The sequence below is a fragment of the Candidatus Aenigmatarchaeota archaeon genome (assembly GCA_016932615.1).
Taxonomy (GTDB): Archaea; Aenigmatarchaeota; Aenigmatarchaeia; order QMZS01; family QMZS01; genus JAFGCN01.
Genome location: JAFGCN010000017.1, coordinates 12630 through 25490, shown reverse-complemented (window position 1 = coordinate 25490; position 12861 = coordinate 12630). Strand labels below are relative to the sequence as shown.

Sequence of the window (12861 nt, the reverse complement as noted above, 5' to 3'; positions counted from 1 at the left end):
CACCTTATTTTTTGAAAGCCCGTTTAAACACGTCGCCTGCGTCCGAAGGAAGGAAGAGGACGATTTTTTCCGAAGGGTCTGAGGCGATGTCCCTTATCGTCTGAAGAGTTCTCAAGTGAATTGCCGCCGGGCTTTTGGACAGGTTTTCGGATGCCTTCCTGAGGTTCTCGGATGCCTTCAGTTCGCCCTCTGCGGCTATTATTACCGCGCGCCTTTCCCTCTCGGCCTCTGCCTGCTTTGCCATCGCGCGCTTCATCTCTGCCGGAAGCTCTATCTCCTGAATCTTGATCGATTCTATGTCGACCCCCCAGCCGGAAGTCTCGCTGTCGACAATCTTCTTGATGCTTGAGGCGATCTTTTCCCTTTCCGTCAGGACAAAATCAAGCTCGCTGTTTCCGACTACGTCCCTTAAGGCCGCCTGGGTGTACTGCCGGACTGCGTACTCGAAGTCCTCAATCTTAATGACTGCATCAGCTGGCTTTTCGACCTTGAAGTAAACGACAGTGTTTGCAAGAATTGGAATGTTATCTTTGGTTATGACTTCCTGGCGCGGAATGTCTGACGTCTTTATCCGTATGTCCATCTTTCTCATCGTCTGGAAGACCGGAACTATCCAGACAAGCCCAGGGTCCTTTACGTGGCTGTACCTTCCAAGCGTGAAAACGACTCCCCTCTCGTACTGGTAAAGAAGCCGCAGGCCTGAAGCAATAATAGCAAGAAGAATTACAACCAAGACGTATTCCCACACCATTATTAGTATTGGGAGAGGAGGTATTTATAGGAAGCATATCTCTTAGTATGTGCCTGAGTGCATTTATCTTAAACTATGATTATGAAACGCTCTTACTATTCAAGACCCTTGAGTGAATTCTTAACAGATGATTCTCAGACAATTTTAGGAAACTTAACTGAAAATCATGAATTTAGATTAGAAGAGCAACAAAGAAACGCTTGGTTGCAGGAAATAATCCTACTTAAAGAACAACTGGCGAACTTCGAAAAAGGCCATATTCTTTTCGAGTATTCAATCCCAAGAATGGGTCGCAGGGTAGACGTAATACTCATTGTATCGGGAATGGTTTTTGTTCTAGAATTCAAGGTAGGCAGTTCAGATTATCCAAAAAGTGCAATAGATCAAGTGGTGGACTATGCTGTAGACCTAAAAAATTTTCAAGAAGGGAGCCATAATATTAAATTAGTGCCCATTCTAGTAGCAACTAATGCTCCTGAGAAACACGCTGAGTTGAAGGTATATGAAGATGGCATCTTTCAACCCCTCTATTGTAACTCCTCAAATCTCTCCAAAACCATAGCTGAGGTCCTTACCAAACACAAGGAAAGAGAAATTAACCCTTACGACTGGGAAAATTCAGTATATATGCCAACACCCACAATTATCGAAGCCGCACAGGCCTTATACCAGGGGCATAGTGTTGAAGAAATATCCCGTTCGGATTCTGGAAAGATTAATCTAAGCAGAACTGCAGAAGCCATAAATCAAATAATTGATAAAGCAAAACAAGAAAAAATTAAAGCGATTTGTTTTATTACTGGAGTTCCGGGGGCAGGAAAAACTCTTGCTGGATTGAATCTAGCAAATGAAAGGCACAAATTCATTGAAGAAGAGCATGCGGTCTTTTTATCCGGAAATGGCCCCCTAGTAGACGTATTACAAGAGGCGTTAGCTAGAAACGAGGTTAAAACTTCCCAAGAGAAAGTTACAAAGACAAAAGCTTTAAAGAAATCCAAAGCATTCATTCAAAATATTCATCACTTTAGAGATGATGCCTTAAGTGTTAAGACCCCTCCCCTTGAGAAGGTTGTAATCTTCGATGAAGCCCAAAGAGCATGGACCCACAAACAAACCTCGGCATTTATGCAGAAGAAAAAAGGAGTCCTAAATTTTGACATGTCTGAACCAGAGTTTCTAATCAGCATAATGGATCGCCACAAAGACTGGGCAGTTATTATATGCTTGATTGGTGGAGGTCAAGAGATAAATACGGGGGAGGCCGGTTTGCCTGAATGGTTCACAGCATTGAGAAAAAAGTTCGCCCATTGGCAAATCTATCTTTCAACAGAGATATCTGAAGTAGAATATACTCAAGGGGCTAACCTCCAAGAGCTACTTGGTGAATTAATATATCATTCTATTGAGGATTTACACCTAAGCACAGATATTCGCTCATTCAGAAGTGAAAATGTATCCAAGTTCATCAAATCGCTTTTAGACTGCGATAAAGAATCTGCAATAGATATAGTCCCTCAGTTAGAGGGTAAATACCCAATTGTGGTTACGAGGGACATCAATAAAGCAAAAGTCTGGCTGAAACAAAAAGCAAGAGGTTCAGAAAGAATAGGTCTCGTCGCTAGCTCTGGAGCATATAGACTAAAACCCTATGGGTTATGCGTCCAGGTAAAGATTAATGCCAAAAATTGGTTCTTAAATCCTAAAGAAGATGTTAGATCATCATTCTATCTTGAAGATGTGGCTACAGAATTTGACATACAAGGTCTAGAGCTTGATTGGGTGTGTGTCGCATGGGACGCTGACCTCAGATTTGAAGATGGGGGTTGGGCCTATAAACTTTTCAGAGGAAAAGGTTGGCAAACTATGAGAGAAAAGGAAAACCAAAATTATCTAAAAAATACTTATCGAGTACTGCTCACGCGGGCAAGACAAGGCCTAGTGATATTTATACCTGAAGGAGACCTTAATGACGCCACCAGACTTCCAGAGTTCTATGACAAAACATTCAAGTACCTAAGGGAACTTGGGATTAAAGAAGTATGAATCATCAGTAGCCGCCCTATTAGAGAATATTGGCATTATTAAGCATGAAAGAAAACAGCATCACAGTCAGGATTGATAAACCAATTGAAGAAGTTTTCGATTTTACGACAGACCCGTGCAACACGCACCTCTGGATTCCTTCCATTCAGGAAGAAGTTGCCGAAGATTACCCGCCCAAAATCGGCACAAACTACAAAAATCGCGGAAAAGAAGGCAAGTGGAATTTCTACAAAGTTATAGAATACGAGCCAGGAAAAATATTCACGCTATCCGACCGGGAGGGAAATTATCACGTGAGGTACACTTACAAAGAATTGGATGAACGTAGAACTGAAATGACCTATTTTGAATGGATGAACGAAGGTGAACTGGAATGCCCATTTACAGAGGACATTTTGCAAAACCTCAAGCGGGTTTTAGAAAAAAGATAATCCTGCTATCTTCTCGCGCTTTTTGCAGCACTTGGGCTGAAAAGAAGCTCTGCCAAAAAATAAAATGCCTGCAGTCAGGCAAAATTTGCCAAGCCGGACAAAGCATAAACCCCATAGCATATCAGAACCAGGCCAAACAGTTTTGAAGTTGCCAAAATGTATTTGGACTCAATCTTGCCCCTGAACGTGTGAACCGCAAAAGCAAGGCCAAAAAAGAAAACCATGACTCCAAAGGCAAGCATAAGCATATGGGTAAGCGCAACTGAGCGCACTGCGTACTGGGCAAGGTAGGATCCACCCAGGGAAATCCAAACGGCAATCGACAGTGGGCTTGTAAAAGCAAGGCCAAAACCCATAAAGGCAGAGTTGGTTTCCGAAGCTTTCTTCTTCGACGCCTGTTTGATTTCTTTTTCACTTATTCGCATCGAGCTAACCCCTATGAATATGAGGAGAAGCCCTCCTGCTAGATACATTGCTACACTTAGCCAGCCAATTGCAAGAAACTGGCTTAGGCCATAAAAGGTCAAGACCAGAAGCAAAAAATCAGCCAAGAAGACGCCAAGAATCAGCAGGGATGTCTTCCCAAAGCCCCGGGCTAAAGTTCTCCGCATTACCTCAAAAAATACCGGGCCGGGAATTGCAGCTAGAGAAACCCCCAAGAGAATGCTCTCCAGATAAGGCATAATCATCCGACAAACTTGACCTGCCTGGTAAGAAGCTTTGGCACGGGAAGCGGCCTGAAAGGCATCCCATTCGTGTTCTCATTCATGTACTTGACAAGCCCGTCGAACGACATCTTCTCGGTTTTTCCGGTTTCCCTGAAGCGCACCACAAGCTCGCCGGACTTCTCCTTCTCTCCGAAAACAATTATCAGGGGAACCCAGTCGATTTCTGCGCTTCTCACTTTCTTTGGAATCGACTCCATCCTGTCATCCACGTCAGATCTTATGCCGTTTTTCTCGAGCTTCTCGGAAAATTCAACCGCCGGCCCCACAAACTCGTCGGACACCGGGCAGATTCTTACCTGTGTGGGCGAAAGCCACAAAGGCAAAATGGGGTTTTTTCCTTTCGCCTGCTCCATGGCGCATTTTTCAAGGACTGCGTAAAGCACCCTCTCAATTGCGCCGCTCGGTGACAGGTGAAGAATTACCGGCTTTTCCTCAGTGCCGTCGCTTTTCACGTAGTTTATGTCGTACGTCTTCGAGTTTTCTACATCGAACTGGTCGGTCGTAAGGGTTGCCGCCTTGTCAAGCGCATCGACAAAGTTCCATTCGTGCTTAAGCACAAAGTAGAAGAACTGGTCCTCCCAAATCTCCACAAGAACGGGCTTACCCATCTTGTCTATGAGCTTGTGGACAAACTCCTTGTTCTCGTCATAGAACTTTCTGACCAGGCGAAGCGCAAACTCGAAGTCATTTTCAATTGTAAGCCCGATTCCCTCCTGCACTTTCTTAGCCAAGTCAAAGCGCTTCATCATCTCCACCTTTGACTCTTCCATATCAGCGCACATTGCGTGGCAGTCAGGCATCGTAAACGCCCGAAGACGCCTGAGGCCCGCAAGCTCTCCCCTCTGCTCGACCCGGAAGCTATACCTTGTAAGCTCATACAGCCGTAAAGGCAGATTCCTGTAGGAGATGTTTGCGTCGTGCGCCATCAAGAACTGGCCAAAGCACGCGGCAAACCTCAAAAACACTTTCTTGTTTGGAGTGTCAATCTGGTACTGCCTTGCGGGAAAGCGGTTCAGGTATTTCTTAAGCGTCGGGTGGTTTAAGTCATACATCAAAGGAGTCTCGACCTCCATCGCTCCGTACTCAAGCATATTTTTGGTGACCCATTCCTCAAGAAGCGCCTTTATCATCCTTCCTTTCGGGTAATACCTCATGTTTCCAGGGTCTGAGGCCGGCTCGTAATCGGCCAATTCAAGCTTCTTCATCAGCTTTATGTGGGGCGGTTCGACGTCAACTGCCCGGTTCTTTGCAAGCTCATACTTTACGAGCTTTTCGAACTTCGGGAATTTTGAAAAGTTAAAGCCAATAAGCTTTCCGTCCTCAATCCGGATTTCAGTCTCATTTCCGCCCGGCTCGAAAACATAGAATTTTGATTTCAGCGTTTCCTCCTTTTTCAGGGCTTCGGAGACAATCTCCTTTTTCTCGCCTCCAATCACCCGGCTAAGCTCCGAAAGAGGGTGTCCCTTGCACTCGATTCCAAAGCTCTTGTAATAACCAAACGGCGCCTTGTGGACCTCGAACTCTGCTTTTAGCTTCTCCTCAAGCTTTCCCTCGATTTCAAGCGCCAGGTCTTTTCCTGCGGGCTTGGCGCCAAAAAGGAGGTGAACGTAAGGGTAAAGAATGATGTTTTTCTCGTTTATCTGCCCTGCAACTGACTTTATCTCGTTAAAGGCGTTTTCCGCGATATTGTCCGCGTTGGTGTCTGTGTCTTCAGCAGTCCAGAAAACCACCAGGCAGTCCTTGAAGTGCCCCTCGGTTTCCTTAGGCACCTCAGCGTCTTTTAAGGCCTTTTTATTCGCCTTGAAATCCAATTTGTCCGAGTGAATCAGGAGGAGTCTCATAAATAATGGACTTAATCTATTTGAAACCCTAAAATAGCCAAAATCAGCTATTATTATGGGCTACCTTTCAAATTACAAAAAAGAGGACTTCAGGCAGCTAAGCTGGCAGGAGTATGGCAAAACCCTGGAAATCCTGGCAGATAAAGTATCAGATTATGTCCTCAGAAGCAACCTGAAGGTAGATGCAGTTGTCCCGATACTTCGGGCGGGGGCAATTCCGGGAACAACCCTTGCCTACAAGCTTAAGGTCCTGAGGATTCTTCCGGTCCAGTACAAGTATTTTTTCAGTGAGGGGAATATGGAGCTCCGGGCAATATTGCGGCTTCAAACTTCCGAACTTCCGGAAAAACCCACCCTTCTCGTTGTTGAAGGAAACCACTGCTTCGGGCTCACCGCCCAAACTGCAATAAATGACCTGAAGGAGTCCTTTCCGGGCTGCAGGATCTTGTATGCAGCAGACCACGCAGACCATTCCTATCAGAAAATGAGCGGGGTTGAAGAGTGCTTCTATGGAAACCTTACGAACGAGACAAGGGCGCTTAGCGAAGAAGAATGCAAAGAAAAGGGAATATTTCCATTGTCCTTCCTTTTCCCATGGGAAAACATCGAAGAGGAATTTGAAACTGTGCAGGGAAAACAATACGAATACGCTGACAAGGATTCAGCCATCAAAGGTTCGGAACTGAAAAAGACCCTTAAGCTTTAATCTGGCAGCTACTAATATACTTTCCTTAGAATTTTATGGACCTTGCACGCGAACGCCCTGAAATCAACCTTAACCCTATCCAGAGAGGAGGAATTCTGACGCCTGAAGCAAAACAGGCCCTGGTCGAATGGGGGGACGGCTACTCGGTATGCGACTTCTGCGGCGGGCGGCTCGATATGGTGCAAAAGCCAAACATTCAGGAGTTCATCTACAAAGACCTCCCGGAATTTTTGGGCTGCGACGTTGCAAGGACAACGAACGGGGCAAGAGAAGCGATGTTCGCCATTATGCACACCCTGAAAGACAACGGGGAATACGTGCTCGTGGACGGAAATGCCCACTACACGACGCTCGTTTCAGCCGAGCTTTCGGGGCTTGACGTAAAAATGGTCGACTCCTCGGGAAGCCCGGAACACAAAATCGACGTCGAAAATTACGTAAAGTTCTTGCAGGAGGAAAAGCCCGCGCTTGTTGTCCTCACTTACCCTGACGGGTCTTATGGAAACCTGCCTGACGCCGCAAAGCTTGCAAAAATCTGCTCGGACTTCAAAGTGCCCTTTGCAATCAACGGCGCGTACTCTGTAGGAAGGATGCCGCTATCCATGACTGAATTAGGCGCTGACTTCATAATTGGCTCAGGCCACAAGTCCATGGCTGCAAGCGGGCCCATCGGGGTCCTGGGAACCACAAAGGAATGGTCTGAAAAGCTGTTTCGTATAAGCGCGCTTGCCAAAAACAAGGAAGTAGAGATTCTTGGCTGCTCTTCAAGGGGCGCAACGCTGATGACACTTATTGCCTCCTTTCCTGCTGTTAAAGAGAGAATAAAACGATGGGATGAGGAGATTGAAAAGGCAAGAAGGTTTTCAAGGGAAATGGAAAAGCTTGGGATGGTTCAGCTCGGCGAAAAGCCGCACAATCACGACCTTCTGAATTTTGAAACAAATCCATTCTTCAGGATTTCCGAAAAGCACAAGAAAAGGGGCTTTTTCCTCCACTCGGCATTAAAAGACCGGGGCATCGGCGGAATAAAGCCCGGAAGGACAAAGTCTATGAAACTCTCAACTTACCTCCTGACCGACGCTGAAATCGACAGAGTAGTAAACGCCTTCAGGGAGATAATTGAGGAAAATAAAGGGCTTCTGGAGTAAACTCCAAAGTGGAACTACTATATATCTTCTCAAGCAATATACTATTATATGAGACGAGGATTACACGAAAGTTTAAGCGGATCAGATGCTCTTACGCCTGATTCCATTACTGCGAACATTGGCGAAACAGTTAACGCAACATACAGCAGCACAGGAGCCAGCTCTTCAATGACAACAGACACAGCTTATTCCAGCGGACTAGCCAGCACAGCTACCAGCGGTGCAGGCTCTCCAATTGAAGGGGCAGACTACCTGAGTAGTGACTCCCTGCTCATGAACTTCTATGTGCATGCCACCAAAGGCAACCTAAGCGAAGCATCAAAGCTCTATGAGCATGCGACCAAAACCCAAACTGCCGAAGAAGCCCTTAGAACACTTAATGATGCAGGGCAGATTCCAGATGCCTCTTGGCTGGACTTGCCAGAAGCGGGCTCAGAGCTAGGACAGGCGGTAATAAAAGATGCAGGAGCTATATCCTACGCAGGCGAGCTTAGCTCCACACAATCCAGCTACCTTGGCCTTATCAGGGACAACACTCCCGGATCTTCAGGCTACAATCCTGCACTAACCACCCCCTCATTAGCGGATGTTTCCAGCCCTGTTGCAACCGAACCCGCAGTAGGCAGTACATCAGACCAGGGAATCGTACAGCAAGCGATTGAAAAAGCGCAGGACCTTCTGACAACCGACTCCGGCTCTGTCGACCCGATGGCCATAGCAGCAGTGCTTGGCGCTGGAGCAGTAGGCATAGGGGCATGGAAGCTGAAAGGCAGAGTTAGCAGCAGCGGCAAAGCAGTTCAGGGGGCTTACTCCCGAATTTAAAATATGAAACAGAAAAAAACTTCCGGGAAAACCACCAAAAAGCCAGTCAAGAACATCAGGGAATTTGCCAAGAAAACCGAAAATGATTATAACAAGGCAGTAAGTTTCCTCCTCAAGGAGATTAAGAAAGCTGAGCTTGAACGAGACCCCAAAAAACTGAGAGCGACAAGAGATGTATGCGACGCATGGGCCACCTTCTTTGGCGCAGTCGGAGAAGAGCTTGCCAAAAGCGAGTCTGCTGGAAAGCAGAGAAAATTCGCAGACGACCAGATAATCTTCTTTAAGCTCCTGTCGAGGGAAATAGACAACCGCTTGCAGTTTTTGAAGGCAAAAGACATGGAAAGAGTGCTTGCATAAACTTTTGATTTTTTTGAGAGTTTTGATTTTTATAAACTTTGGTGCCTGTATTTCAAAAAGCTAAAAGACTACAAAAAGGTAAACCAGCACCAGGGTAAAAATAAGCCGGAAAATGTCAAAAATTATCTTCGAGTGTCCCTCCACCCTGAAAAGCTCAGCAGTAAGGGGAGTCCACAAAACAGCAAGGCAGAAGAACAGCCAGCAGTTCATGTTAAGCATAATCAGAAGCCAAAAACCCGCAATAAACATGAGCGTGATAAAGGCAGCCCTTACAACTGGGCGGATTCCGATCGATTCGTTGTCGAAAAAGAATAGCTTTGAAAGTGAAAAATCGCCCCCGGATTCTGATTGCCTGTGCGTCTCGTGGTGTACATGCTTTTCCCGGCGTTCATCTGATTCCACCGCTTCGCTTTTTTTGCGCTCAAGTTCCTCCTCGATTTCCTTCTTTCGGTATTCTTCTTCGAGCTCCTCCCTTGTTTTTTCGCCGCCACTGTCATCAGGATGCCTTTTTCTTTCTTTTTTCGGCGCTTCATCATCTGAAGTCTCCTCCCGCCCCTTGTCTTCGGATTCATCTTCATTCTCCGCCAAGGCTTCCTCTGCGCCCAGGGCATCTTCCTGCGGCTCTTCCTCCCGCTCGTCATAAACCGGCTCCTTTCTCTCAGCAGTAACCTCTTCCTCATCAGGACCATCTTTTCCCAGAGAATCGTTTTCAATTAAGAGGTCTTCTGGCTTAACCCGGGGAACCACTTTTTGTGGCTCGCGCTTCTCGGTTTTTTTGCCGGAATATTTCGCCTGCTCCTTCATTTTCGCTTTTTCCTCTTCGGTCATCCTGTCCTGAAGCCGGGTTATATGGACCCGCTCGGCCTTATCGGACCGCGAGAACTTGACATAACCAATTCCTGGCTCAATCAAGTTTCTTACCTTCTTTGAGTCAAGGCCCAGTTGCTTTCCCACAAAAACTGCATCCTTCTCCAGTGTGCACTGAAAGCTTAATAACACGCCCGCATTGGCGAGAACTGTTTCGTTAAAGTCTGTGGGCCGCTGCGAAGCAAGAATCACTCCAACGCCATACTTTCTGGACTCCCTCAAAAAACGGTCCAGAGGAGAGCCCTCATACATAAGGCGGTGCGCCTCATCTACAACAACATAAAGCTTCATCTGCTTTGACTTTTCAAGCGAGTAGATATAATAAGATAGCTTTGCAAGGAAAAACTCCGCGATAACCGACTTTATCTCTTCGGTCGGAAAGTTCTTCAGGTCAACTACAGTCGTCCCGTTCAGGAGGTCTGAAAAAGCAATCTGGTTGCTGCTCTGGAAAAGCTCAAGCTCAAAAAGAGGGTCAATTCTACTCATGAGAGACTCTATGTTTCTCTTTGTTGATGGAGTTTCAAGCTGGTATATATGCTGTTTTACATCTGAAAAGGTAGGATAGCTTTCCGCGGGGCCTTCCCTTCGAACATCAATTCCCATTTCAAGGTAGCTGTTTTTCAGCGCCTGCCTGATTATTGACTGCTGTATCTCGCCAAGCCCGAATATCTTCTTTATGATTCCTGAAACCTCATAAACTACCGACTCAGGAGTTTCATGCTCTGAAAACTCAAGAGGGTTCATTCCTGAGTCCCTCATATTCAGGACTTTATCCCCGACCCCGGAAAACTCGCTGTGAAAATCAATTATAAGTGAAGGCACCTTTGCGGCGTTAAGGTCATGTATTATCGCCTTCAGGGTTTCCGTCTTTCCGCACCCGGAAGTCCCCAAAACGAGCAGATGCGGGTTTTTTTCCTTTTCAATCTCCCAATTGACGGGCTTGTCGATAATGTTCTTTCCCAGAAGAACTTTTGGCATAACTGAATACACTTATGAAATAAAATAGAATCGCATGCCCGGGCAAAAACAGAAATCTAAACCTCAAGTACGTCTCCATTCCTGGGTGCAAATGCCTCAATGTGAAACCTGTCGCGGACTTCCTCAGAGAATCTCTTGGTATGCTCTCCATGAACGCACACGACCGTTTTCGGCTTTACATTTTTAATCAGGCCAAAGAGTTCGCTTCTTCCGGCATGGCCGCTAAAATCGTATTTCATCACCTCAAGATTCACCTTGTACCGGCCATCCTCCTCATTTTCAAAGTAGCCCGTCTTAAGCACGCCATAACCGGGAGTGTTTTCCGCCTGGTAGCCAGTAAGAAGAAGGCAAGCATCGGAATCGTCCCGCACTTTCCTGAGGTAATAGCATATTGGTCCTCCGCTAAGCATGCCTGAAGTCGTCAGTACAATCCCACCCTTCTTGCATATGGCGGCTCTCTGCTTCTTTGTCTTCACAAAGTGCGCTTTCTTCATCGCTTCCTTAAGCTCATGCGCATCCCTAAGCTCATTTTTGTGGTAGAGTATTATGTCCGCCGCTTTTTGCGCCATGCCGTCAAGATAAATGTCCTGCTTTATCCCGTTTGCGTGGAGCATCAGAAGAAGCTCCTGCGCCCTTCCGACAGCAAAGCTTGGAAGAAGGACTATGCCTCCGGCATATTCCTTTATTTTCTCAATGAACCTCTTCTCTTCTCTTTCCCTGTCCGGATGGTCTTCAGCGGCATAAGTTGTTTCCATCATAAGGCAGTCGGTCTTTGGATAGTTTATGTGGTGGTAGCCCAGAAGGTAGGTCTTGGACTGAGCAATATCGCCTGTGAAAAGAAGCGACTTTGCGCCTCTTAAATGAATCGAAGCGCTTCCTGGGATGTGGTACGCCGGAAAAATCCTGCAGTCGAGGTTTCCGACACGAAACTGCTTATTGTAAGAGCACCGCTTGAAATTTCGGTTCATCATGTCCATGTCGCGGGCAGTAAACTCGGAAAAGCCCCTCGTAAGCTTTCCGACCTTTATGTAGTCTTCAAGAAGGAGATGCATAAGGTCCATCGTTGCGGAAGTTGCATAGAGCTTTGGGTTCTGGAGCCGGTAAAGAAGCGGCGCCATTCCGCTATGGTCAAGGTGAGCGTGTGAAATAAAAACGCCGTCGAGCTTTACGGTAGGAACTGAAGGGAGCTCTATTTTTGGCTGAAGCTTTACCCCATACTCAAGAAGAAGATTCGAATTCCTGTCACTTGCCACAAAGCCGGCTCTCCCCACTTCATTGCACCCTCCAAGAAAATTAAGCATCATTGTCACTTCCTCCTCGATTGTGTCACTTTCTTCTTTGCCGCATTCCGTGGCGTCATCTCAGAGCCCCTTGCCTGTTTTTTGCCTGATTTATCAAGGTAGTATGAGGACAGCAGCAGCGCAATCAGGGGTGAAACAAAAAATCCGGAAAAAAGAAGTGCCGCCAGGGCATTTAAAACACCCAGAATTCCGCTTACAACCATCAGAACCATAGCCACCAGGATAAGCCCAACAATCCCCCAATAATGCTTAATGCCCAGGGCGTAACTCTCCCTGAACGCCTCAACTACGCTTCTGCCAGAAACAACTGAAGGGGACACGAGCAGCACAAGAGGCAAAATAGGAGCGATTATCAGGATAAAAAACAGAACGAAAAGCATGCCAAGCAGCCCTTCAGAAACCGAGAAAATTGCGTTAGCAACCGCTGCGAAAACAAGGCCTGTAAGAAACAAAAGCACAAGCGAAACAGTAAGCCCTGCAAGAAGTGCGATTTTTGACAAAACAAGGGTAACCCCACTTTCCCGAAGAGACCTGAAAAAATCAGAAAGAGATGGCCGCCCTTTTATGGCAGAAAGGCATACCCCATAGGTTCCCGCAAGCATATATGATGTCACGATGGCCGCCAGGCCCTCGAACACAAAAAACCAGGGGGAAAACAGTTCAGGAGGGTAAGGTGAGTCCTCCCAAATAGAAACTCTGTCAGCAAAGTAGGTCTCCTTTGCAAGTCGCCCCGCTTCGCCAAAAGAGAAGTCAGACACTGCGTAAAATCCGAGCCCCACCAGCATTGCCGACGGAATTGCTGCAATGATGAGCGCAAGCGCTATTACCCGGAAATTGCGAATATAAGCTCCGAAACTTCGTCTGAGGTGTTCTGTAAATGTCACCATA

General features: G+C 46.5%; 12 protein-coding genes. 6 read left to right on the top strand and 6 right to left on the bottom strand.

Annotated features, from left to right (window positions below):
* Positions 1-4: 4 nt before the first annotated feature.
* Positions 5-751 carry a slipin family protein gene (locus tag JW727_04515; protein ID MBN2095287.1) on the bottom strand — a complete coding sequence of 249 codons (747 nt, stop codon included), beginning with the start codon at positions 749-751 and terminating at the stop codon, positions 5-7.
* 81 nt (positions 752-832) lie between these two features.
* On the opposite strand from JW727_04515, the gene JW727_04510 reads away from it, so the two are divergent.
* Positions 833-2794: a DUF2075 domain-containing protein gene (locus JW727_04510; GenBank protein ID MBN2095286.1), complete on the top strand. Its 1962-nt coding sequence runs from the start codon at positions 833-835 to the stop codon at positions 2792-2794.
* A 44-nt stretch (positions 2795-2838) separates the two neighbouring features.
* The gene (locus JW727_04505; GenBank protein ID MBN2095285.1) at positions 2839-3225 is read left to right on the top strand and encodes an SRPBCC family protein; all 387 of its coding nucleotides are present in this window, start codon (positions 2839-2841) and stop codon (positions 3223-3225) included.
* Between the two features lie 74 nt (positions 3226-3299).
* On the opposite strand, the gene JW727_04500 is transcribed toward JW727_04505, so the two are convergent.
* Positions 3300-3914, bottom strand: a complete 615-nt coding sequence (locus tag JW727_04500; GenBank protein MBN2095284.1) for a LysE family transporter — start codon at positions 3912-3914, stop codon at positions 3300-3302.
* A complete protein-coding gene (locus JW727_04495; protein ID MBN2095283.1) occupies positions 3911-5794 on the bottom strand; it encodes a threonine--tRNA ligase in 1884 nt (627 codons plus the stop codon). The genes JW727_04500 and JW727_04495 overlap by 4 nt, the downstream gene beginning before the upstream one ends.
* Positions 5795-5849: 55 nt before the next feature.
* On the opposite strand from JW727_04495, the gene JW727_04490 reads away from it, so the two are divergent.
* Genes JW727_04490 through JW727_04475 form a run of 4 tightly spaced genes read left to right on the top strand, consistent with a single transcriptional unit; the run spans position 5850 to position 8827 of the window.
* A complete protein-coding gene (locus JW727_04490) occupies positions 5850-6500 on the top strand; it encodes a hypothetical protein (protein MBN2095282.1) in 651 nt (216 codons plus the stop codon).
* Positions 6501-6535: 35 nt separating this feature from the next.
* Complete coding sequence (gene pscS / locus JW727_04485; GenBank protein ID MBN2095281.1) at positions 6536-7648, top strand: O-phospho-L-seryl-tRNA:Cys-tRNA synthase; 1113 nt, start codon at positions 6536-6538, stop codon at positions 7646-7648.
* Between the two features lie 48 nt (positions 7649-7696).
* On the top strand, positions 7697-8470 hold the full coding sequence (locus JW727_04480; protein ID MBN2095280.1) for a hypothetical protein: 774 nt from the start codon (positions 7697-7699) through the stop codon (positions 8468-8470).
* A 3-nt stretch (positions 8471-8473) separates the two neighbouring features.
* Positions 8474-8827: a hypothetical protein gene (locus JW727_04475; protein ID MBN2095279.1), complete on the top strand. Its 354-nt coding sequence runs from the start codon at positions 8474-8476 to the stop codon at positions 8825-8827.
* 60 nt (positions 8828-8887) lie between these two features.
* Here JW727_04475 and JW727_04470 read toward each other — a convergent pair whose 3' ends face one another.
* From JW727_04470 to JW727_04460, 3 genes are read right to left on the bottom strand one after another with little or no spacing between them, the layout of a single operon-like run.
* Complete coding sequence (locus tag JW727_04470) at positions 8888-10672, bottom strand: DUF853 family protein (GenBank protein MBN2095278.1); 1785 nt, start codon at positions 10670-10672, stop codon at positions 8888-8890.
* A 56-nt stretch (positions 10673-10728) separates the two neighbouring features.
* Complete coding sequence (locus tag JW727_04465; GenBank protein MBN2095277.1) at positions 10729-11976, bottom strand: MBL fold metallo-hydrolase; 1248 nt, start codon at positions 11974-11976, stop codon at positions 10729-10731.
* A 2-nt stretch (positions 11977-11978) separates the two neighbouring features.
* Positions 11979-12860 (bottom strand): hypothetical protein, encoded by an 882-nt coding sequence (locus JW727_04460; protein MBN2095276.1) that lies wholly within the window; start codon positions 12858-12860, stop codon positions 11979-11981.
* Position 12861: the final 1 nt, after the last annotated feature.